This is a genomic window from Bacillus sp. EU55 (assembly GCF_038005925.1).
In the GTDB taxonomy this organism is placed as follows: Bacteria; Bacillota; Bacilli; order Bacillales; family Bacillaceae; genus Bacillus; species Bacillus velezensis.
On the sequence record NZ_JBBOUE010000001.1, the window covers coordinates 106,711 to 129,851 of the forward strand.

At 45.3% G+C, this 23,141-nt stretch carries 22 protein-coding genes and 2 other annotated features; all 22 genes read left to right on the forward strand.

Annotated features, from left to right (window positions below):
- Window positions 1-38 precede the first annotated feature (38 nt).
- The gene (gene radA, locus NYE50_RS00585; protein ID WP_014416742.1) at window positions 39-1,418 is read left to right on the forward strand and encodes a DNA repair protein RadA; all 1,380 of its coding nucleotides are present in this window, start codon (window positions 39-41) and stop codon (window positions 1,416-1,418) included.
- A gap of 3 nt (window positions 1,419-1,421) precedes the next feature.
- The gene (gene disA, locus NYE50_RS00590; RefSeq protein WP_003156401.1) at window positions 1,422-2,504 is read left to right on the forward strand and encodes a DNA integrity scanning diadenylate cyclase DisA; all 1,083 of its coding nucleotides are present in this window, start codon (window positions 1,422-1,424) and stop codon (window positions 2,502-2,504) included.
- A gap of 112 nt (window positions 2,505-2,616) precedes the next feature.
- Entirely contained in the window at window positions 2,617-3,717 is a 1,101-nt protein-coding gene (locus NYE50_RS00595; RefSeq protein WP_003156403.1) for a PIN/TRAM domain-containing protein, read from the forward strand.
- Between the two features lie 12 nt (window positions 3,718-3,729).
- A complete protein-coding gene (gene ispD, locus NYE50_RS00600; protein WP_003156405.1) occupies window positions 3,730-4,428 on the forward strand; it encodes a 2-C-methyl-D-erythritol 4-phosphate cytidylyltransferase in 699 nt (232 codons plus the stop codon).
- Window positions 4,421-4,897, forward strand: a complete 477-nt coding sequence (gene ispF, locus NYE50_RS00605) for a 2-C-methyl-D-erythritol 2,4-cyclodiphosphate synthase (RefSeq protein ID WP_003156407.1) — start codon at window positions 4,421-4,423, stop codon at window positions 4,895-4,897. Before ispD ends, ispF begins: the two co-directional genes overlap by 8 nt.
- 91 nt (window positions 4,898-4,988) lie before the next feature.
- Complete coding sequence (gene gltX / locus NYE50_RS00610; protein WP_015388783.1) at window positions 4,989-6,440, forward strand: glutamate--tRNA ligase; 1,452 nt, start codon at window positions 4,989-4,991, stop codon at window positions 6,438-6,440.
- A 2-nt stretch (window positions 6,441-6,442) separates the two neighbouring features.
- Window positions 6,443-6,676, forward strand: a binding site (T-box leader).
- A gap of 74 nt (window positions 6,677-6,750) precedes the next feature.
- On the forward strand, window positions 6,751-7,404 hold the full coding sequence (cysE, locus tag NYE50_RS00615; RefSeq protein WP_003156410.1) for a serine O-acetyltransferase: 654 nt from the start codon (window positions 6,751-6,753) through the stop codon (window positions 7,402-7,404).
- Window positions 7,401-8,801: a cysteine--tRNA ligase gene (gene cysS, locus NYE50_RS00620; RefSeq protein WP_109566634.1), complete on the forward strand. Its 1,401-nt coding sequence runs from the start codon at window positions 7,401-7,403 to the stop codon at window positions 8,799-8,801. The genes cysE and cysS overlap by 4 nt, the downstream gene beginning before the upstream one ends.
- 4 nt (window positions 8,802-8,805) lie before the next feature.
- Entirely contained in the window at window positions 8,806-9,237 is a 432-nt protein-coding gene (locus tag NYE50_RS00625; protein ID WP_003156412.1) for a Mini-ribonuclease 3, read from the forward strand.
- Window positions 9,221-9,970 (forward strand): 23S rRNA (guanosine(2251)-2'-O)-methyltransferase RlmB, encoded by a 750-nt coding sequence (rlmB, locus tag NYE50_RS00630; protein ID WP_033575236.1) that lies wholly within the window; start codon window positions 9,221-9,223, stop codon window positions 9,968-9,970. Before NYE50_RS00625 ends, rlmB begins: the two co-directional genes overlap by 17 nt.
- A 6-nt stretch (window positions 9,971-9,976) precedes the next feature.
- The gene (gene rae1, locus NYE50_RS00635) at window positions 9,977-10,489 is read left to right on the forward strand and encodes a ribosome-dependent mRNA decay endonuclease Rae1/YacP (RefSeq protein ID WP_003156414.1); all 513 of its coding nucleotides are present in this window, start codon (window positions 9,977-9,979) and stop codon (window positions 10,487-10,489) included.
- A 62-nt stretch (window positions 10,490-10,551) separates the two neighbouring features.
- A complete protein-coding gene (sigH, locus tag NYE50_RS00640) occupies window positions 10,552-11,208 on the forward strand; it encodes an RNA polymerase sporulation sigma factor SigH (protein ID WP_003156415.1) in 657 nt (218 codons plus the stop codon).
- 85 nt (window positions 11,209-11,293) lie between these two features.
- Window positions 11,294-11,443: a 50S ribosomal protein L33 gene (gene rpmG, locus NYE50_RS00645; RefSeq protein ID WP_003156421.1), complete on the forward strand. Its 150-nt coding sequence runs from the start codon at window positions 11,294-11,296 to the stop codon at window positions 11,441-11,443.
- A 32-nt stretch (window positions 11,444-11,475) separates the two neighbouring features.
- Entirely contained in the window at window positions 11,476-11,655 is a 180-nt protein-coding gene (gene secE, locus NYE50_RS00650) for a preprotein translocase subunit SecE (protein ID WP_003156422.1), read from the forward strand.
- A gap of 164 nt (window positions 11,656-11,819) precedes the next feature.
- Entirely contained in the window at window positions 11,820-12,353 is a 534-nt protein-coding gene (gene nusG / locus NYE50_RS00655; RefSeq protein WP_003156423.1) for a transcription termination/antitermination protein NusG, read from the forward strand.
- 167 nt (window positions 12,354-12,520) lie between these two features.
- Window positions 12,521-12,946: a 50S ribosomal protein L11 gene (rplK, locus tag NYE50_RS00660; RefSeq protein WP_003156430.1), complete on the forward strand. Its 426-nt coding sequence runs from the start codon at window positions 12,521-12,523 to the stop codon at window positions 12,944-12,946.
- A 94-nt stretch (window positions 12,947-13,040) separates the two neighbouring features.
- A complete protein-coding gene (gene rplA, locus NYE50_RS00665) occupies window positions 13,041-13,739 on the forward strand; it encodes a 50S ribosomal protein L1 (RefSeq protein WP_003156431.1) in 699 nt (232 codons plus the stop codon).
- A gap of 48 nt (window positions 13,740-13,787) precedes the next feature.
- Window positions 13,788-13,930: a sequence feature (ribosomal protein L10 leader region), on the forward strand.
- A gap of 63 nt (window positions 13,931-13,993) precedes the next feature.
- Window positions 13,994-14,494, forward strand: coding sequence for a 50S ribosomal protein L10 (gene rplJ / locus NYE50_RS00670; RefSeq protein WP_014416746.1), 501 nt, complete (start codon window positions 13,994-13,996; stop codon window positions 14,492-14,494).
- A 41-nt stretch (window positions 14,495-14,535) separates the two neighbouring features.
- On the forward strand, window positions 14,536-14,907 hold the full coding sequence (gene rplL / locus NYE50_RS00675) for a 50S ribosomal protein L7/L12 (protein ID WP_003156436.1): 372 nt from the start codon (window positions 14,536-14,538) through the stop codon (window positions 14,905-14,907).
- 91 nt (window positions 14,908-14,998) lie between these two features.
- Window positions 14,999-15,604 carry a class I SAM-dependent methyltransferase gene (locus NYE50_RS00680; protein WP_172869803.1) on the forward strand — a complete coding sequence of 202 codons (606 nt, stop codon included), beginning with the start codon at window positions 14,999-15,001 and terminating at the stop codon, window positions 15,602-15,604.
- Window positions 15,605-15,848: 244 nt separating this feature from the next.
- Window positions 15,849-19,430 carry a DNA-directed RNA polymerase subunit beta gene (gene rpoB / locus NYE50_RS00685; protein WP_003156440.1) on the forward strand — a complete coding sequence of 1,194 codons (3,582 nt, stop codon included), beginning with the start codon at window positions 15,849-15,851 and terminating at the stop codon, window positions 19,428-19,430.
- Between the two features lie 62 nt (window positions 19,431-19,492).
- Window positions 19,493-23,092 carry a DNA-directed RNA polymerase subunit beta' gene (rpoC, locus tag NYE50_RS00690; protein ID WP_016935905.1) on the forward strand — a complete coding sequence of 1,200 codons (3,600 nt, stop codon included), beginning with the start codon at window positions 19,493-19,495 and terminating at the stop codon, window positions 23,090-23,092.
- Window positions 23,093-23,141 lie beyond the last annotated feature (49 nt).

Consider the following 23,141-nt stretch of genomic DNA (forward strand, 5'->3'; position numbering starts at 1 on the left):
AGAGAAATATTCGATAAGGAAGAGGTCTTACAACATATATGGCTAAATCAAAAACAAAATTCATCTGCCACTCATGCGGTTATGAATCCGCAAAATGGATGGGAAAGTGCCCGGGCTGCGGGGCTTGGAATACAATGGTGGAAGAAACCATAAAAAAAGCGCCGGCGAATCGGCGGGCGGCTTTCTCCCACTCCGTTCAAACCGTCCAGAAACCATCACCCATTACATCAATTGAAACATCAGAAGAACCCCGCGTTCACACAAAGCTCGAAGAATTCAACAGAGTGCTTGGCGGCGGCGTTGTGAAAGGCTCGCTAGTATTGATCGGCGGTGATCCCGGGATCGGAAAATCAACGCTCCTTCTCCAAGTATCCGCACAATTAGCAGATACAGCCGGCAGCGTGCTTTACATTTCAGGGGAAGAATCCGTGAAGCAAACGAAGCTGCGCGCCGACAGACTTGGAATCAACAGCCAAATGTTACATGTTTTATCTGAAACCGATATGGAGTATATTTCGTCTGCTATACAAGAGATGAAACCCGCATTTGTTGTCGTAGACTCCATTCAGACCGTTTACCAAAGTGATATCACCTCGGCTCCCGGCAGTGTATCACAAGTAAGAGAGTGTACGGCCGAATTGATGAAAATTGCGAAAACAAACGGCATACCTATTTTTATCGTCGGACACGTCACAAAAGAAGGATCGATCGCAGGGCCGAGATTGCTTGAGCACATGGTCGATACCGTTCTATACTTTGAAGGAGAGCGGCACCATACATTCCGTATTTTGCGGGCCGTAAAAAACCGTTTCGGCTCAACAAATGAAATGGGCATCTTTGAAATGCGGGAAGAGGGGCTTACGGAAGTGCTGAACCCTTCTGAAATTTTCTTGGAAGAGCGTTCTGCCGGGGCATCGGGCTCGAGTATCGTTGCGTCAATGGAAGGAACGAGACCGATCCTGGTTGAAATCCAGGCGCTCATATCACCGACCAGTTTTGGAAACCCGCGCCGTATGGCTACAGGCATTGACCACAACAGGGTGTCGTTAATTATGGCAGTGCTTGAGAAGCGGGTGGGTCTTTTGCTTCAAAATCAAGATGCGTATTTAAAGGTCGCCGGCGGGGTCAAACTGGATGAACCGGCGATTGATTTGGCAGTAGCCGTCAGCATTGCCTCAAGCTTCAGAGATACACCGCCGAATCCCGCAGATTGCTTTATCGGTGAAGTGGGACTGACAGGAGAAGTCCGCAGGGTGTCAAGAATCGAACAGCGCGTAAAAGAAGCGGCAAAACTCGGCTTCAAGCGCATGATCATACCTGAGGCGAATGCAGACGGGTGGACAATACCAAAAGGGATTGAGGTTGTCGGAGTAGCAAATGTTGCAGAAGCGCTTCGTACTTCATTAGGAGGATCATAATAGATGGAAAAAGAGAAAAAAGGGGCGAAACAAGAGCTTGACCTGTCTGCAATTCTGCAGTTCGTTGCACCGGGCACCCCGCTCAGAGCCGGGATAGAGAATGTACTTCGGGCAAATACAGGCGGCCTGATTGTTGTCGGATACAATGATAAGGTAAAGCAAGTCGTGGATGGCGGTTTTCATATTAATACATCATTTGCGCCCGCTCACTTATACGAGCTGGCCAAAATGGACGGTGCCATTATTTTAAGTGATTCCGGCCAGAAAATTCTTTATGCGAATACGCAGCTTATGCCGGAGGCGACCATTTCTTCTTCAGAAACGGGAATGAGGCACCGTACGGCGGAACGGGTGGCGAAGCAGACCGGCTGTCTCGTCATCGCCATTTCTGAGCGCAGAAATGTCATTACGTTATATCAGGACAGCATGAAGTACACACTAAAGGACATAGGTTTTATTTTAACAAAGGCAAATCAGGCGATTCAAACGCTCGAGAAGTATAAAACCATTTTAGACAAAACGATTACGGCTTTAAACGCATTAGAGTTTGAGGAGCTTGTGACATTCAGTGACGTGCTGTCTGTCATGCATCGGTATGAAATGGTGCTCCGAATAAAAAATGAAATCAATATGTATATTAAAGAACTCGGAACGGAAGGCCACTTAATCCGTCTGCAGGTGATTGAACTGATTACGGACATGGAAGAAGAGGCGGCACTTTTCATCAAAGACTATGTCAAAGAAAAAATCAAAGATCCGTTCGTGCTGTTAAAAGAGCTTCAGGATATGTCCAGCTATGATCTGCTTGATGATTCCATTCTGTTTAAACTGCTTGGATATCCGGCTTCTACGAATCTTGATGATTATGTGCTCCCGAGAGGCTACAGGCTGCTGAACAAAATTCCGCGTCTGCCGATGCCGATTGTTGAAAATGTGGTTGAGGCGTTCGGGTTTTTGCCAAGCATAACGGAAGCCACTGTAGAAGAGCTTGATGATGTCGAGGGTATCGGCGAAGTGCGCGCCCAAAAAATCAAAAAAGGCTTAAAACGCCTTCAGGAAAAACACTATATAGATAGACAGCTTTAAGTATCGCTTAAACCTGTCGGAATCCGGGTATATTATTGTTAGTTTTTGTTTATTCTGAATTTGTAGGCTCTGACAGTCTGCTGAAAAATGTTACTTAAAAGGAGGTGGAGGTATGTTAAAACGAATAGTTCAGGCGTTCTTCATTATTGTGGGCGGCGTTGTCGGTATCTTTTTAATACCTGAATTGTTTGTACTGTCAAATATACAGGACATACCTTTAATAACAAACGCATATACGTCTGCTGCAATTGGTGCTATTATCTTTTTTCTCATCAGTATATGGACGACAGAATATGTGATTAATTGGGTAAAATGGATTGAAGATTCTTTGCTGAGAGCTCCGGTGCCGGATCTGTTATTCGGGAGTCTCGGATTGGTTTTTGGACTTATCATCGCATATCTCATTGTAAACGTGATTCCGCTGGACAATATTCCGTACCGTATATTCAGCACCATCATTCCGGTCTTTCTGGCTTTCTTTCTCGGTTATCTGGGCTTCCAAGTCGGATTTAAGAAAAAGGATGAACTGATCAGTCTTTTCTCCATTTCTGCCAGAATGCAGAAGAAAAAGGGAAGTGCTGATGAGGAGCAGGAAGAACAGGATAAAAGGCTGAAAATCTTGGATACAAGTGTTATTATTGATGGGAGAATTGCAGATATTTGTCAGACGGGCTTTTTAGAAGGCGTCATTGTCATTCCTCAATTTGTGCTGGAGGAATTACAGCATATCGCTGATTCTTCAGATGTTTTAAAACGTAACAGAGGACGCCGCGGACTGGATATCTTGAATCGCATTCAAAAGGAACTGGATATTACGGTTGAAATTTATGAAGGCGACTTCGAAGACATTCAGGAGGTTGACAGCAAGCTTGTCAAACTTGCGAAGCTGACATCCGGTGTCGTTGTGACGAATGATTTTAATTTAAATAAAGTATGCGAGCTTCAAAAGGTTGCGGTACTGAATATTAATGACCTTGCAAACGCGGTGAAGCCGGTTGTGCTTCCGGGCGAAGAGATGAATGTGCAGGTGATTAAGGACGGGAAAGAGCATAATCAAGGTGTGGCTTACTTGGATGACGGCACGATGATTGTTGTGGAAGAAGGCCGCAATTATATAGGGAAACATATTGATGTGCTCGTAACCAGCGTACTGCAGACAGCGGCGGGACGAATGATTTTTGCCAAGCCCAAGCTGCTTGAGAAAGCTCTTTAAGAGGGAGTTCATATGGAGTATGTTGTCGTTATTCCGGCTGCCGGACAAGGAAAAAGGATGAAGGCCGGGAAAAATAAGCTGTTCATCAGCTTAAAAGGTGCGCCTGTTATTATACACACACTGCGGGTTTTTGAAAGCCACGCACCCTGTCAGAAAATAATCCTGGTGATAAATGAGAGTGAACGGGAAGATTTTCGCCAGCTGCTGGCCCAATTTCCGATTCAGACGGAAATTGAGCTTGTTACCGGAGGTGCGGAGCGTCAGCACAGTGTATACGAAGGACTGAAAGTGATTGATAAGGAATCGGTCGTCCTTGTTCATGACGGAGCACGCCCGTTTGTCACACATCAGCATATCGATAAGCTCGTTGAAACAGCAGAGGAGGCGGGAGCGGCTGTCCTGGCTGTTCCTGTGAAAGACACGATAAAACGGGCGGAAGGCTCCCGGGCTGCGGAGACCTTTGACCGTTCAAGCTTGTGGGCCGTTCAAACGCCGCAAGCTTTTCGTCTTTCTTTATTGAAGACGGCGCATATGGAAGCGGAAAACAAAGGCTTCTTAGGTACGGATGACGCCAGCCTCGTCGAGCGTCTTGATGGATATCAGGTGAGTATCGTTGAAGGAAGCTATACCAATATTAAGCTGACAACGCCGGATGACCTGATATTTGCGGAAGCAATCATGAAAGCGGAAAGTGGGAATCATAATGTTTAGAATCGGACAAGGATTTGATGTGCATCAATTAACGGAAGGCCGTCCTCTCATCATCGGCGGAATTGAAATTCCTTATGAAAAGGGACTGCTCGGACATTCAGATGCTGATGTATTGCTGCATACAGTCGCAGACGCGTGTCTCGGAGCGGCAGGTGAAGGAGATATCGGCAAACATTTCCCGGATACTGATCCGGAATTCAAGGATGCGGATTCTTTTAAGCTGCTTCAGCATGTCTGGAACATTGTAAAAGAAAAAGGGTACGTACTCGGAAATATAGACTGCACGATTATTGCGCAAAAGCCGAAAATGGCGCCGCATATTGATGCTATGAGAAAACGGATAGCTGAAGGCCTTGAGGCGGACGTCTCTCAAGTAAACGTAAAAGCGACGACGACCGAAAAGCTCGGGTTTACCGGAAGAGCCGAAGGAATTGCCGCTCAGGCAACCGTTCTGATCCAAAAAGCCTGATCATTGTTTTGATGCCGGGTCTATTTGGTGGTAGAATAGATACATATATTCGGCTAGAGGCTACAGACGAGATGAAAGGAAGTATTTGAACATGGGAAATGAAGTACGCGTTCGTTATGCACCGAGTCCGACCGGACATTTGCATATCGGTAACGCCAGAACGGCGCTTTTTAACTATTTATTTGCCCGCAGCCAAGGCGGAAAGTTTATTATCCGGATTGAGGATACGGACAAAAAGCGAAATATTGAAGGCGGAGAGCAAAGCCAGCTCAACTATTTGAAATGGCTCGGCATGGACTGGGATGAAAGTGTGGATGTCGGCGGAGAATACGGCCCGTACCGCCAGTCTGAGCGTAACGACATTTACAAAGAGTACTATGAAGAGCTTCTTGAAAAAGGGCTAGCTTATAAATGTTTCTGTACGGAAGAAGAACTTGAGAAAGAACGTGAAGAGCAAATCGCCCGCGGGGAAATGCCGCGCTATTCCGGCAAACACAGAAACCTGACTCAGGAAGAGCAGGAGCAGTTTTTAGCCGAAGGCAGACAGCCGAGCATCCGTTTCCGCGTGCCGGAAGGGAAAATCATCGCATTTAACGATATCGTAAAAGGCGAGATTTCTTTTGAATCAGACGGCATCGGCGACTTTGTCATCGTCAAAAAAGACGGAACACCGACGTATAACTTTGCTGTCGCGATTGACGATTACTTAATGAAAATGACGCACGTGCTCCGCGGTGAGGATCACATTTCAAATACACCGAAACAGATCATGATTTTCCAGGCATTCGGCTGGGATATTCCTGTCTTCGGACATATGACGCTTATCGTAAACGAAAGCCGCAAAAAATTAAGTAAACGTGATGAATCAATTATCCAGTTTATTGAGCAGTATGATGAGCTGGGTTACCTGCCTGAAGCGCTGTTTAACTTTATCGGACTTCTCGGCTGGTCTCCCGTCGGTGAAGAAGAGCTTTTCACAAGAGAACAATTCATTGAAATTTTTGATGTAAATCGTTTGTCTAAGTCACCGGCTCTGTTTGATATGCATAAACTGAAATGGGTCAACAACCAATACGTCAAAGCGCTGGATCTTGATCAAGTGGTTGAGCTGACCCTGCCGCACCTGCAAAAAGCAGGAAAAGTCGGCACTGAGCTTTCTGCCGAAGAACAGGAATGGGTTCGTAAATTAATCTCTCTTTACCATGAGCAATTGAGCTACGGCGCTGAAATTGTCGAGCTGACTGATTTGTTCTTTAAAGATGAGATCGAGTATAATCAAGAGGCAAAAGCCGTTCTGGAAGAAGAACAGGTGCCTGAAGTGCTCAGCGTATTTGCTGCGAAGCTTGAAGAGCTTGAAGAATTTACGCCTGAGTTGATCAAAGCCTCAATCAAAGCTGTTCAGAAAGAAACAGGCCATAAAGGCAAAAAGCTGTTCATGCCGATTCGTGTAGCGGTTACCGGTCAGACACACGGTCCGGAGCTTCCGCAGGCCATTGAGCTGATCGGCAGAGAAACAGCCGTCAGACGCCTGAAAAGCATTTAAATATACGATTGTTGACAGGGAAGAGTATAAAACAATGACCATTACAGAAAGAATCTTCGTCGGCTGAGAGAGATTCATGCGTCATGTTTTAGAAGTGCGCCCTTAAGACCTTTGAAGAACATTTCTGCGGAAATCAGTATTTAAAGGCGGCCGCCGCCGTTACCGGCTTTTAAGTTGGGAAAACAGTGACTTGTTTTTCAAACAGAGTGGAACCGCGCGGTAAAAGCGTCTCTGTCATGTTTACATGCAGAGGCGCTTTTTTTATAGGCGGAAAAACAGACTGGAGCGGGGAGAGAATGGGGGGAAGCATGTGTTTTTTAAAATGCTAAAAGAAGACATAGATACAGTGTTCGATCAAGATCCGGCAGCAAGAAGCTATTTCGAAGTTGTTTTAACTTATTCTGGTTTACATGCTATATGGGCGCATCGGATTGCACATGCTTTATATAAACGGAGATTTTTCTTCCTGGCGCGCCTGATATCACAGATTGCCCGTTTCTTTACCGGAATTGAAATCCATCCCGGCGCGACCATCGGGAGAAGGTTTTTCATTGACCACGGTATGGGGGTCGTCATAGGGGAAACATGTGAAATCGGCAATAACGTGACGGTATTCCAGGGTGTCACTCTCGGGGGAACGGGAAAAGAAAAGGGAAAGCGGCATCCGACCATAAAAGATGATGCTTTAATTGCAACCGGAGCGAAGGTGCTCGGCTCTATTACGGTCGGTCAGGGTTCTAAAGTAGGGGCCGGCTCCGTTGTGCTTCGTGATGTTCCCGACTTTTCGACCGTTGTCGGCATACCGGGGAAAGTCGTCATTCAGAACGGAAGAAAAATCAAACGCGATCTCAATCACCAAGACTTGCCCGATCCGGTTGCTGACCGGTTTAGAGCATTGGAGCAGCAGATTTTTGAACTGCAGGCTGAACTGGAAGATAAAAAAGAAAGGATCAACCAAAAATGACCATTACACTTTATAATACATTGACACGGAAAAAAGAAACATTCGTTCCTCTTGAGGAAGGCAAAGTAAAAATGTACGTGTGCGGACCGACTGTATACAACTATATTCATATCGGAAACGCCCGTCCGGCGATTATGTATGATACCGTACGCAACTATTTGGAGTATAAAGGATACGATGTTCAATACGTATCGAATTTCACCGATGTTGACGACAAACTGATTAAGGCGGCCAACGAGCTCGGCGAGGACGTCCCGACCGTTTCTGAACGGTTCATTAAAGCGTATTTTGAAGACGTGGGCGCCCTCGGATGCCGGAAAGCGGATCTTCACCCCCGGGTCATGGAAAACATGGACGCCATTATTGAATTTGTCAGCGAGCTGATTAAAAAAGGCTACGCTTATGAATCAGAAGGCGACGTCTATTTCAAAACAAGGGCCTTCGAAGGCTACGGCAAGCTATCTCAGCAATCAATTGATGAACTCAGATCAGGCGCGCGTATCCGTGTCGGCGAGAAGAAAGAGGATGCGCTGGACTTTGCGCTTTGGAAAGCTGCTAAAGACGGAGAAATTTCTTGGGATAGCCCTTGGGGAAAAGGCCGCCCGGGCTGGCATATTGAATGCTCCGCAATGGTGAAAAAGTATTTGGGTGACGAAATCGATATTCATGCCGGCGGTCAGGACCTGACATTCCCGCACCATGAAAACGAAATCGCGCAATCTGAAGCATTAACAGGCAAGACATTCGCAAAATACTGGCTTCATAACGGATATATCAATATCGATAATGAGAAAATGTCAAAATCGCTCGGCAACTTTGTTTTGGTGCACGATATCATTAAGCAATATGACCCGCAGCTTTTGAGATTTTTCATGCTGTCCGTTCATTACCGCCACCCGATCAACTATTCGGAAGAGCTGCTTGAGAAAACAAAAAACGCGTTTAACCGCCTGAAGACGGCATACAGTAATTTAAACCATCGTTTGATTAGCAGCACGAATCTGACTGACAATGATGAGGAATGGCTCGCTAAAATCGAAGAGCACCGCACTGCGTTTGAAGAAGCAATGGATGATGATTTTAATACGGCGAATGCGATTTCCGTTTGGTTTGATCTGGCGAAGCTCGCCAATTACTACATGCAGGAAGACAATACGGCGGATCACGTGATTAAAGCCTTTATCAGCATGTTTGACAGAATCGGATCTGTTCTCGGACTTACGCTCGGCGAAGAAGAGCTTGTCGACGAAGAGATTGAAGAGTTGATTGAGAAGAGAAATGAAGCCCGCCGCAATCGCGATTTTGCTTTGTCAGACCAGATTCGCGATCAGCTGAAAAGCATGAATATCATTCTTGAAGATACGGCCCAGGGAACTCGCTGGAAGCGGGGAGAATAAGCGGATGCTTCAATTTGAACAAATCAAAGATTCAAAGCAGTTAAACGGTCTTGCGCTCGCTTATATGGGTGATGCCATTTTTGAAATATACGTCCGGCATCACCTGCTTAAGCAGGGCTTTACGAAACCGAATGACCTTCATAAGAAGGCGAGCCGGATTGTATCGGCAAAATCACAGGCAGACATATTGTTCCGCCTTCAGGACGAATCCTTTTTCACGGAGGAAGAGGAAGCCGTGCTGAGAAGAGGCAGAAACGCGAAATCAGGGACGACGCCTAAAAACACAGATGTACAGACGTACCGCCATAGTACAGCTTTTGAGGCTTTACTCGGATACCTTTTTCTTGAGAAAAGAGAAGAAAGACTGAATCAGCTGATTGCTGAGGCTATACAAGTCGGGACGTCAGGGAGGAAAACAAATGAGTCAGCAACATGATTACGTCATAGGAAAAAACGCTGTGATTGAGACGTTAAAGTCAGATCGCAAGCTGTATAAGTTATGGATGGCGGAAAACACAGTAAAAGGACAGGCGCAGCAAGTTATGGAGCTTGCTAAAAAGCGCGGCGTCACCATTCAATTTGTACCGAGGAAAAAACTCGATCAGATGGTGGAGGGGCAGCATCAGGGTGTTGTCGCCCAGGTGGCGGCATATGAATATGCACAATTAGACGAATTATATAAAAGAGCGGAAGAGAGAAACGAACAGCCTTTCTTTCTCATATTGGACGAGCTGGAAGACCCTCATAATCTCGGTTCCATCATGAGAACGGCTGACGCTGTCGGTGCACACGGCATTGTGATTCCGAAACGCAGAGCGGTCGGACTGACGTCGACGGTCGCAAAAGCTTCGACCGGCGCGATTGAACACATTCCCGTCGTGAAGGTGACCAACCTTGCCCGGACACTTGATGAAATGAAGGAGCGGGGGGTTTGGGTCGTCGGAACGGATGCATCCGCCCGGGAAGACTACCGCTCTATGGACGGCAAGATGCCTTTGGCGCTCGTTATCGGAAGCGAAGGCAGAGGAATGGGCCGGCTTGTGAAAGAGAAATGTGATTTTCTCATTAAACTTCCGATGGCCGGAAAAGTCACGTCTCTGAATGCGTCGGTAGCGGCCGGCCTTCTCATGTATGAAGTCTACCGGAAGCGCAATCCTTTAGGGGAATGAAGACAGATGGACATCCTGTTAGTAGACGGATACAACATGATTGGAGCTTGGCCGCAGCTAAAGGATTTAAAAGCGAACAGTTTTGAAGAAGCGAGAGATGTACTGATCCAGAAGATGGCGGAATATCAGTCCTACACGGGAATCAGAGTCATTGTGGTGTTTGACGCACATCTGGTAAAAGGCATAGAGAAAAAACAAACGAATCACAGAGTCGAAGTGATTTTTACACGGGAGAATGAGACGGCGGATGAGCGGATCGAGAAGCTTGCCCAGGCGCTGAATAATATTGCGACACAGATTCATGTCGCAACCTCCGATTATACGGAGCAGTGGGCGATTTTCGGACAAGGGGCTCTCCGCAAATCCGCCCGGGAGCTCCTGAGGGAAGTGGATACGATAGAACGGCGGATTCAAAGGCGGGTTTCAAAGATCACTTCTGAAAAACCACCGGGGAAAATCGAGCTTTCCGAAGAGGTTTTGAAAACGTTTGAAAAGTGGCGCCGAGGCGGTCTGGATTAGGTTGACGCTTTTTCGCCCATTAATGTATAATATTTCTATCTACGTGCGCCGGGGGGATCGCAGTGAATCTACAGAACAGCAAGGGAAAGTTCAACAAAGTGCAATTTTGCCAGTTGGAGGACGAGCAGGTCATTGAAAAGGTTCATGTTGGGGATAGTGATGCGTTAGATTACTTGATTACGAAGTACCGTAATTTTGTACGGGCGAAAGCAAGGTCTTATTTTTTAATAGGGGCCGACAGAGAAGATATTGTGCAGGAAGGGATGATAGGCTTATATAAGTCTATCCGAGACTTTAGAGAGGACAAGCTTACTTCATTTAAAGCTTTTGCAGAATTATGCATTACCCGCCAGATTATTACCGCAATAAAGACAGCTACCCGTCAGAAACACATTCCTTTAAATTCCTATGTTTCTTTAGACAAACCTATTTTTGATGAAGAATCTGACAGAACACTGCTTGATGTCATTTCAGGCGCTAAAACGTTAAATCCTGAAGAGATGATTATTAATCAGGAAGAATTTGATGATATCGAAATGAAAATGGGAGAACTGCTGAGCGATCTGGAGAGAAAGGTGCTTGTTTTGTACTTGGACGGAAGAAGTTACCAGGAAATTTCAGATGATTTAAACCGACACGTAAAATCAATCGATAATGCCCTGCAGCGCGTGAAGCGCAAGCTTGAAAAGTATTTGGAAATAAGAGAAATCAGTCTGTAGCAGGTTTCTGTGTCATATTGACAGAATTTTTCTGACTGTGCTATTTTATTAAGATAAATGATTGTTTAGGAAAAGGTGTAACGACATGAGAAAAAAGATTACGCTGGCATGCAAAACATGCGGAAATCGTAATTATACGACAATGAAAAGCTCTGCATCAGCGGCTGAGCGGTTAGAAGTTAAGAAGTACTGCAGCACTTGCAATTCACATACAGCTCATTTAGAAACAAAATAGTGTTCGCTTTTTAAATTGTGGAGGTCTTTTACATGCGCATGATGAGTTTCTTTAAAGATGTTGGCAAAGAAATGAAAAAGGTTAGCTGGCCTAAAGGCAAAGAGTTAACGCGCTATACGATCACGGTAATTTCAACGGTTATCTTTTTTGTTATCTTTTTTGCCCTCCTTGATACAGGAATTTCTCAATTAATTCGTTTAATAGTTGAATAATGATCAGCAATACGTGCTATAATAGATCATAATATCGTTTGCCAAAACCCGTTCAGCGGGTTTTTTATTGTGTTGAAAAAAGGATTCATAGGCTCTGAGCCTATTTTTTGTTTTACACTTCATTTTTAAATGCGGGGAGGGAAGGACTGCAGAGTCCTGATAGAATGGAAAAGAATTGGTATGTTGTTCATACGTATTCCGGTTATGAAAACAAAGTAAAAGCGAACCTTGAAAAACGTGTGGAATCAATGGGAATGCAGGATAAAATTTTCCGCGTTGTCGTCCCTGAAGAAGAAGAGACTGATATTAAGAACGGCAAGAAAAAAGTAGTCAAAAAGAAAGTGTTCCCGGGTTATGTGCTTGTTGAAATCGTCATGACTGATGATTCCTGGTATGTGGTCCGCAACACGCCGGGCGTTACCGGATTCGTCGGATCAGCCGGTTCAGGCTCAAAGCCGACTCCGCTTCTTCCTGGCGAAGCGGAAACCATCTTAAAACGCATGGGCATGGATGAGCGGAAAACCGACATTGATTTTGAATTGAATGAGACAGTCAAAGTCATAGACGGACCTTTCGCCAACTTTACAGGATCAATTGAAGAGATTGATTATGATAAGAGCAAAGTGAAAGTATTCGTTAACATGTTCGGCCGTGAAACGCCGGTTGAGCTGGAATTTACCCAGATCGACAAATTGTAATGTGAAAAAACTTGAAATTGCTATATATTAATGATAATATAGCAAAGGTACGTCTTGGACTAATCCAAGGCAGCTAGCTTGATATTTCGTCATTCATATAAAGAATGAAACCTTGAGTGGGAGGGTTTACCCTATTACCACATCACGGACTTAAGGAGGTGTGTCTCGTGGCTAAAAAAGTAGTAAAAGTTGTAAAATTGCAAATTCCTGCTGGAAAAGCTAACCCAGCGCCGCCAGTTGGACCTGCACTAGGTCAAGCCGGTGTAAATATCATGGGATTCTGTAAGGAGTTTAACGCTCGTACAGCTGACCAAGCTGGTTTAATCATTCCTGTTGAAATTTCGGTTTACGAAGACCGTTCATTTACATTTATTACAAAAACTCCGCCTGCTGCAGTATTGCTTAAAAAAGCAGCTGGAATTGAGTCTGGTTCTGGTGAACCAAACCGTAATAAAGTGGCAACCGTTAAGCGCGATAAGGTTCGCGAAATCGCTGAAACGAAAATGCCTGACTTAAACGCAGCAGACGTTGAAGCGGCAATGCGCATGGTTGAAGGTACTGCCCGCAGTATGGGTATCGTTATCGAGGATTAATTTGTTTCTTGTCGGGTTGCGAGTTTTCACAAGTTCGCAACCCTTATTCGTGGGAGGTTATTCCGCTATAACCACATAAGGAGGAAATTTTAAAATGGCTAAAAAAGGTAAAAAGTACGTTGAAGCTGCGAAGCTTGTAGACCGTGCGAAAGCTTACGACGTCGCTGAAGCAGTGGCGCTTACTAAAAAAACAAACACAGCTAAATTCGACGCTACAGTTGAAGTTGCTTTTCGTTTAGGGGTTGACCCTCGTAAAAACGATCAGCAAATCCGCGGTGCAGTTGTACTTCCTAACGGAACTGGTAAAACTCAGCGCGTGCTTGTATTCGCTAAAGGCGAAAAAGCAAAAGAAGCTGAAGCTGCCGGTGCAGACTACGTCGGCGATTCTGATTACATCGCGAAAATCCAGCAAGGCTGGTTCGAATTCGATGTAATCGTTGCGACTCCTGACATGATGGGTGAAGTCGGTAAAATCGGCCGTGTGCTTGGACCAAAAGGTCTTATGCCAAACCCTAAAACAGGAACTGTTACATTCGAAGTAGAAAAAGCAATCGGCGAAATCAAAGCTGGTAAAGTAGAATACCGCGTTGACAAAGCTGGTAACATCCATGTTCCGATCGGAAAAGTTTCTTTCGAGGATGAAAAACTTGTTGAGAACTTCACAACAATGTATGATACAATCCTGAAAGCAAAACCGGCTGCGGCTAAAGGTGTTTACGTGAAAAACGTTGCCGTTACTTCTACTATGGGCCCTGGTGTCAAAGTAGACGCTTCTACTTTCAACGTAAAATAATATTTGACTTTAGATCAGCATTCTGATATGATTCAAAATGTTGTAAAATATAATATGTCATTTATACCGTAGACAGCAGGGGCCGTTGAGGCTTAATATCCTGCCGAGGTGTATATATATCACAGCTATTACGTTACGTATGCTTGTATATACAGCCTCCATGTCCACATGGAGGCTTTTTATATGAAATCGTCGTCACAGTCGTGATCACCTAGCGGTATAAGTGTTACACAAAATCTACAGGAGGTGTAACCATGAGCAGCGCAATTGATACAAAAAAAGTTGTTGTTGAAGAGATTGCTTCTAAGCTGAAAGAAAGCAAATCAACGATCATCGTTGACTACCGCGGACTTAACGTTTCTGAAGTAACTGAACTCCGTAAACAGCTTCGCGAAGCTAACGTAGAGTTCAAAGTGTACAAAAACACAATGACTCGCCGTGCGGTTGAACAAGCTGAACTTGATGGTTTGAATGATGTCTTAACTGGACCGAATGCGATCGCATTCAGTACTGAAGATGTTGTCGCTCCGGCAAAAGTTCTTAACGAGTTCGCGAAGAATCACGAAGCTCTGGAAATCAAAGCGGGCGTTATCGAAGGAAAAGTATCTTCTGTTGAAGAAGTGAAAGCTCTTGCTGAACTTCCTTCACGCGATGGCTTACTTTCTATGTTGCTTAGCGTACTTCAAGCTCCAGTTCGCAACCTTGCACTTGCAGCTAAAGCAGTTGCAGAACAAAAGGAAGAACAAGGCGCTTAATCTGATTTTACCCTAAAATAAAACAAATGGAGGAATTTCAAATGGCTTTAAATATCGAAGAAATCATTGCTTCCGTTAAAGAAGCAACTGTACTTGAATTGAACGACCTAGTAAAAGCAATCGAAGAAGAATTTGGCGTAACTGCTGCTGCTCCTGTAGCTGTAGCTGGCGGAGCTGCTGCTGGCGGCGCTGCTGAAGAGCAAAGCGAATTCGACCTTATCCTTGCTGGTGCAGGTTCTCAGAAAATCAAAGTTATCAAAGTTGTTCGTGAAATCACTGGTCTTGGCTTGAAAGAAGCTAAAGAACTTGTTGACAACACTCCAAAACCACTTAAAGAAGGTATTGCGAAAGAAGAAGCTGAAGAGCTTAAAGCTAAACTTGAAGAAGTTGGCGCTTCTGTAGAAGTTAAGTAATCTTCACTTGCCTGTAGGGGAAGCTCGCTTTTATGAGGCGGGCTTTTTCTTTGCTTTTCTTTAAGTGCCATTATAAAAGGAGGTTCTAATAATGAGTGATCACTATTATTCAGAAAAACCTTCAGTTAAAAGCGATAAACAGACATGGTCATTTACACTGCGGAACAGATCTTATACATTCACAAGTGATAGCGGCGTTTTCTCGAAAAAGGAAGTTGATTTCGGTTCGCGTGTCTTAATTGAAGCGTTTGAAGAGCCGGAGATCGATGGTGACTTCCTGGATGCAGGCTGCGGTTACGGCCCGATCGGTCTGTCACTCGCCGGTGCATTTACAGACCGGACTGTGCACATGATTGACGTGAATGAAAGAGCCGTAGAGCTGTCAAATGAAAATGCAGAAAAAAACGGAATAAAAAACGTTCGAATTTATCAGAGTGATTTATTTTCAAATATTGATTCTGTTCAAACATTTGCTTCTATTATTACAAACCCCCCAATCCGCGCCGGAAAAAAAGTTGTCCATGCCATTTTTGAAAAAAGCGCTGAGCATTTAAGGGCTTCAGGTGAATTGTGGATCGTTATACAGAAAAAACAGGGCGGGCCTTCTGCCATTGAAAAACTGAAGGAGCTTTTTGACGAAGTTTCTGTGGTTCAAAAAAAGAAAGGCTATTATATCATAAAAGCAAAAAAAGTTTGACTTGAATTTTCAGCTATGTTAATATTGTAAAATGCCAATGTATATATTTTGCATGATATGCTGAAATAATCATAGTGCATGTATAAATTATACAAACATGGAAATGCTAATAAAATCTGTATTTGTTTTTGGATGTGGTTTTCTTAATTAGAAACCCTTTTTTCTTTTGTCTTGTAAAAGTATTTCTTCATCGTAAGGAATGCTTATTACACATATAATACGCATGATTTGAGGGGTGAATCAGTTGACAGGTCAACTAGTTCAGTATGGACGACACCGCCAGCGCAGAAGCTATGCTCGCATTAGCGAAGTGTTAGAATTACCAAATCTCATTGAAATTCAAACCTCTTCTTATCAGTGGTTTCTTGATGAGGGTCTTAGAGAGATGTTTCAAGACATATCACCAATTGAGGATTTCACTGGTAACCTCTCTCTTGAGTTCATTGACTACAGTTTAGGAGATCCTAAGTATCCCGTTGAAGAGTCAAAAGAACGTGATGTGACTTACTCAGCTCCGCTAAGAGTGAAGGTTCGTTTAATTAACAAAGAAACTGGAGAGGTAAAAGACCAGGATGTCTTCATGGGTGATTTCCCTATTATGACAGATACCGGTACTTTTATCATCAACGGTGCAGAACGTGTTATCGTATCTCAGCTTGTTCGGTCTCCAAGTGTATATTTCAGTGGTAAAGTAGACAAAAACGGTAAGAAAGGTTTTACCGCGACTGTCATTCCAAACCGTGGCGCATGGTTAGAATACGAAACTGATGCGAAAGATGTTGTGTATGTCCGCATTGATCGCACACGTAAGTTGCCGGTTACGGTTCTTTTGCGTGCTCTCGGCTTCGGTTCCGACCAAGAGATTCTCGATCTCATTGGTGAGAACGAATATCTCCGCAATACACTGGATAAGGACAACACTGAAAACAGTGACAAAGCGCTTCTTGAAATCTATGAGCGCCTTCGTCCGGGAGAGCCGCCTACAGTAGAAAACGCAAAAAGTTTGCTGGATTCCCGTTTCTTTGATCCTAAGCGATACGACCTTGCGAATGTAGGACGCTATAAAATTAATAAAAAGCTTCATATCAAGAACCGTCTGTTTAACCAGCGCCTTGCAGAAACACTGGTGGATCCTGAAACAGGTGAAATCCTCGCTGAAAAAGGGCAGATTCTTGACAGAAGAACACTTGATAAAGTACTGCCATACTTAGAAAATGGAATCGGCTTCAGAAAACTTTATCCTAACGGCGGCGTTGTCGAGGATGAAGTGATGCTTCAATCCATTAAAATCTATGCTCCTACTGATGCAGAAGGAGAGCAGACGATCAATGTGATCGGCAATGCTTACATTGAAGAGGCGATTAAAAACATTACGCCTGCTGATATTATTTCTTCTATCAGCTACTTCTTCAATCTCCTGCACGGAGTGGGCGACACTGATGATATCGACCATCTCGGTAACCGCCGCCTGCGTTCTGTAGGTGAGCTCCTGCAAAACCAATTCCGTATCGGTTTAAGCCGGATGGAACGTGTCGTACGTGAAAGAATGTCTATTCAAGACACAAATACAATTACGCCGCAGCAGCTGATTAACATCAGACCTGTTATTGCGTCTATTAAAGAGTTCTTCGGAAGCTCACAGCTTTCTCAATTCATGGACCAGACGAACCCGCTTGCTGAATTGACGCACAAACGCCGTCTGTCAGCTCTCGGACCGGGCGGTTTGACGCGTGAGCGTGCAGGTATGGAAGTACGTGACGTTCACTACTCTCACTATGGCCGTATGTGTCCGATTGAAACGCCTGAGGGCCCGAACATCGGTTTGATCAACTCATTGTCATCATTTGCGAAAGTAAACCGCTTTGGTTTCATTGAGACGCCATACCGCCGCGTTGATCCTGAAACAGGAAAAGTAACGCCTAGAATCGACTACCTGACTGCTGATGAAGAGGATAACTATGTCGTAGCCCAAGCGAACGCTAAGCTGAGCGATGACGGTTCTTTCTTGGATGACAGCATTGTAGCCCGTTTCAGAGGGGAAAACACCGTTGTAGCCCGCAACCGCGTGGATTACATGGACGTATCTCCTAAACAGGTTGTATCTGCTGCGACAGCATGTATTCCGTTCTTGGAAAACGATGACTCGAACCGTGCCCTTATGGGAGCGAACATGCAGCGTCAGGCTGTGCCTTTGATGCAGCCGGAAGCTCCGATCGTCGGAACGGGTATGGAATACGTATCCGGTAAAGACTCCGGTGCAGCCGTTATTTGTAAACACCCTGGTATCGTTGAACGGGTGGAAGCGAAAAACGTATGGGTGCGCCGCTATGAAGAAATTGACGGCCAAAAAGTAAAAGGCAACCTGGATAAGTACAGCTTGCTGAAATTTGTCCGCTCCAACCAAGGTACGTGCTACAACCAGCGTCCGATCGTCAGTGTCGGCGATGAAGTAGTAAAAGGAGAAATCCTTGCTGACGGCCCTTCAATGGAGCTTGGTGAACTTGCTCTCGGCCGCAACGTAATGGTCGGCTTCATGACATGGGACGGCTACAACTATGAGGATGCCATCATCATGAGTGAACGCCTTGTGAAAGATGATGTATACACATCTATTCACATTGAAGAATATGAATCAGAAGCACGTGATACAAAGCTTGGACCGGAAGAGATCACCCGCGATATTCCAAACGTAGGGGAAGACGCGCTTCGCAACCTTGATGACCGCGGAATTATCCGTATCGGCGCGGAAGTCAACGACGGAGACCTTCTCGTGGGTAAAGTAACGCCTAAAGGTGTAACTGAGCTTACGGCTGAAGAACGCCTTCTGCACGCAATCTTTGGAGAAAAAGCGCGTGAAGTCCGTGATACTTCCCTCCGTGTGCCTCATGGCGGCGGCGGAATTATCCACGACGTAAAAGTCTTCAACCGTGAAGACGGAGACGAACTTCCTCCGGGAGTGAACCAGCTTGTACGCGTATATATCGTTCAGAAACGTAAGATTTCTGAAGGTGATAAAATGGCCGGACGTCACGGAAACAAAGGGGTTATCTCGAAGATTCTTCCTGAAGAAGATATGCCTTACCTTCCTGACGGCACGCCGATCGATATCATGCTTAACCCGCTGGGTGTACCATCACGTATGAATATCGGTCAGGTATTAGAACTTCACATGGGTATGGCTGCCCGCTACCTCGGCATTCACATCGCGTCACCTGTATTTGACGGCGCGCGTGAAGAAGATGTGTGGGAAACACTTGAAGAAGCAGGCATGTCAAGAGACGCTAAAACAGTTCTTTATGACGGCCGTACGGGAGAACCGTTCGACAACCGTGTATCTGTCGGAATCATGTACATGATCAAACTGGCACACATGGTTGATGATAAACTTCATGCCCGTTCTACAGGTCCTTACTCACTTGTTACGCAGCAGCCTCTCGGCGGTAAAGCCCAATTCGGCGGACAGCGTTTCGGTGAGATGGAGGTTTGGGCGCTTGAAGCTTACGGCGCAGCTTACACGCTTCAAGAAATCCTGACTGTGAAGTCCGATGACGTGGTCGGACGTGTGAAAACATATGAAGCCATCGTTAAAGGCGACAATGTTCCAGAGCCTGGTGTTCCGGAATCATTCAAAGTATTGATCAAAGAGCTTCAAAGCTTAGGTATGGATGTGAAAATCCTTTCAGGCGATGAAGAAGAAATAGAAATGAGAGATCTAGAAGACGAGGAAGATGCGAAACAAGCTGACGGCCTTGCATTATCAGGTGATGAAGCGCCGGAAGAAACAGCATCTCCAGACGTTGAACGTGACGCAGTAACGAAAGAATAGTCTGTGATTGATAAAGGCAAGTGACATCGGTTAATCCGAAGATAAAAAGGGAGGTAGGCCCCTTGCTAGATGTGAACAATTTTGAGTATATGAACATCGGTCTTGCTTCACCGGATAAAATCCGTTCATGGTCTTTTGGTGAAGTGAAAAAGCCTGAAACGATAAACTATCGTACATTGAAACCTGAAAAGGACGGCCTGTTCTGCGAACGCATTTTCGGACCGACTAAGGACTGGGAATGTCATTGCGGCAAGTACAAGCGGGTTCGTTATAAAGGCGTAGTTTGTGACCGTTGCGGAGTTGAAGTAACGCGGGCTAAAGTCCGTCGTGAGAGAATGGGGCATATTGAACTGGCTGCCCCGGTTTCTCACATTTGGTATTTCAAAGGTATTCCGAGCCGTATGGGTCTTGTATTGGATATGTCACCGCGTGCGCTGGAAGAAGTCATCTACTTTGCTTCTTACGTCGTAACTGACCCGGCCAATACACCGCTCGAAAAGAAACAGCTTTTATCCGAAAAGGAATACCGTGCGTATCTGGATAAGTACGGAAACAAATTCCAAGCCTCTATGGGCGCGGAAGCCATTAATAAACTTCTGCAGGACATCGACCTTGTCAAAGAAGTTGATATGTTAAAAGAAGAGCTGAAAACTTCTCAAGGACAGCGCCGCACACGTGCGATCAAACGCCTTGAAGTGCTTGAAGCCTTCCGTAATTCAGGAAACAAGCCGTCTTGGATGATTCTCGACGTGCTTCCGGTTATTCCGCCTGAATTAAGACCGATGGTTCAGCTTGACGGCGGACGTTTCGCAACGTCTGACCTGAATGACCTTTACCGTCGTGTCATCAACCGTAACAACCGTTTGAAACGCCTTTTGGACCTTGGTGCGCCAAGCATCATCGTTCAGAACGAGAAACGTATGCTTCAAGAGGCTGTCGATGCTTTAATTGACAACGGCCGGCGCGGACGTCCTGTAACAGGTCCTGGTAACAGACCGTTAAAATCTCTTTCTCACATGCTGAAAGGGAAACAAGGACGTTTCCGTCAGAACCTTCTTGGTAAACGTGTAGACTACTCAGGACGTTCCGTTATCGTCGTAGGTCCGCATCTGAAAATGTATCAGTGCGGATTGCCGAAGGAAATGGCGCTTGAGCTCTTCAAGCCATTCGTTATGAAAGAGCTTGTTGAAAAAGGTCTCGCTCACAACATCAAGAGCGCAAAACGCAAAATTGAACGTGTGCAGCCAGAAGTATGGGATGTACTTGAATCTGTCATTAAGGAGCATCCGGTCTTACTGAACCGTGCCCCTACGCTTCACAGATTAGGTATCCAGGCTTTCGAACCTACGCTTGTTGAAGGACGCGCCATCCGTCTTCACCCGTTAGTATGTACAGCTTATAACGCTGACTTTGACGGTGACCAAATGGCGGTTCACGTACCTTTATCAGCTGAGGCTCAAGCTGAGGCCCGCATTCTGATGCTTGCGGCCCAAAACATCTTGAACCCTAAAGATGGTAAACCGGTTGTTACGCCGTCTCAGGATATGGTATTAGGAAACTACTACCTGACACTTGAGCGCGCCGGAGCAGTCGGCGAGGGTATGGTCTTCAAAAATACGGATGAAGCACTTCTTGCTTATCAAAACGGTTATGTTCACCTTCATACGAGAGTAGCTGTTGCAGCGAACTCCCTGAAGAATGTGACATTTACGGATGAGCAGCGTTCAAAACTGTTAATTACAACAGTCGGTAAGTTGGTCTTCAATGAAATTCTTCCTGAGTCATTCCCTTACATGAATGAACCTACGAAGAGCAACATTGAAGAGAAAACGCCTGACCGTTTCTTCTTAGATAAAGGTGCTGACGTAAAAGCTGTGATTGCAGAGCAGCCGATCAACGCACCGTTTAAAAAAGGTATTTTGGGTAAAATCATCGCGGAAATCTTTAAACGATTCCATATCACGGAAACGTCTAAGATGCTTGACCGCATGAAAAACCTCGGTTTCAGATATTCAACGAAAGCTGGTATCACGGTAGGGGTTTCTGATATCGTCGTTCTCGATGATAAGCAGGAAATCCTCGAAGAGGCACAAAGCAAAGTTGATAATGTCTTGAAACAGTTCAGACGCGGTTTAATCACCGAAGAAGAACGATATGAAAGAGTCATTTCAATTTGGAGTTCAGCGAAAGATGTTATCCAAGGCAAACTGATGAAATCATTAGACGAAGTCAACCCGATCTACATGATGAGTGACTCAGGAGCCCGTGGTAACGCATCTAACTTTACGCAGCTTGCGGGTATGCGCGGTCTGATGGCCAACCCGGCTGGACGAATCATTGAATTGCCTATCAAATCAAGTTTCCGTGAAGGTCTGACGGTATTGGAGTACTTTATCTCCACTCACGGTGCGCGTAAAGGTCTTGCCGATACCGCCCTGAAAACAGCTGACTCAGGTTACCTTACACGCCGTCTTGTTGATGTTGCGCAGGATGTTATCATTCGTGAAACAGATTGCGGAACTGACCGCGGTATTCTTGCAAAACCGCTTAAAGAAGGTACGGAAATCATCGAGCGTCTGGAAGAGCGTCTGATCGGACGTTTCGCCAGAAAACAGATCAAACATCCTGAAACGGGTGCTGTGCTCATTAACGAAAACGAATTGATCGATGAAGATAAAGCGCTGGAAATCGTTGAAGCCGGAATCGAAGAAGTGTGGATCCGTTCTGCGTTCACATGTAACACTCCTCATGGTGTATGTAAACGATGCTACGGACGAAACCTTGCAACCGGAACTGATGTTGAAGTCGGCGAAGCAGTAGGTATTATCGCTGCCCAATCTATCGGTGAGCCTGGAACACAGTTAACAATGCGTACGTTCCACACAGGCGGGGTTGCCGGAGACGATATCACACAAGGTCTTCCGCGTATCCAAGAGCTTTTCGAAGCGCGTAATCCTAAAGGTCAAGCGACGATTTCTGAGATTGACGGTACAATTGCCGAAATCAATGAAGTCCGCGACAAACAGCAGGAAATTGTTGTTCAAGGCGCTGTTGAGACACGTTCATACACGGCACCTTACAACTCACGCCTGAAAGTGGCTGAGGGTGATCAGATTACCCGCGGTCAAGTGCTGACAGAAGGTTCTATCGATCCGAAAGAACTTCTTAAAGTCACTGACCTGACAACGGTTCAAGAATATCTTCTGCACGAGGTTCAGAAGGTTTACCGTATGCAGGGGGTTGAAATCGGCGATAAACACGTAGAAGTAATGGTTCGCCAGATGCTTCGCAAAGTCCGTGTGATCGATGCCGGAGATACTGATGTTCTTCCTGGCACATTGCTTGATATTCACCAATTCACAGAAGCGAACAAAAAAGTGCTGCTTGAAGGCAACCGGCCTGCTACAGGGCGTCCTGTCCTTCTCGGTATCACGAAAGCTTCACTCGAGACAGATTCATTCTTGTCTGCCGCATCATTCCAAGAAACAACACGCGTTCTTACGGATGCTGCGATTAAAGGCAAGCGCGATGAACTTCTCGGTCTGAAAGAAAATGTTATCATCGGTAAACTGGTTCCGGCCGGTACCGGTATGATGAATTACAGAAAAGTAAAACCTGTTTCAAACGTTCAGCCTTCGGAAGATATGGTTCCGGCTGAATAATGGAAACTGCTGCAGGAAAGGCTGTTTCGACAGCTTTTCCTCAGTATTA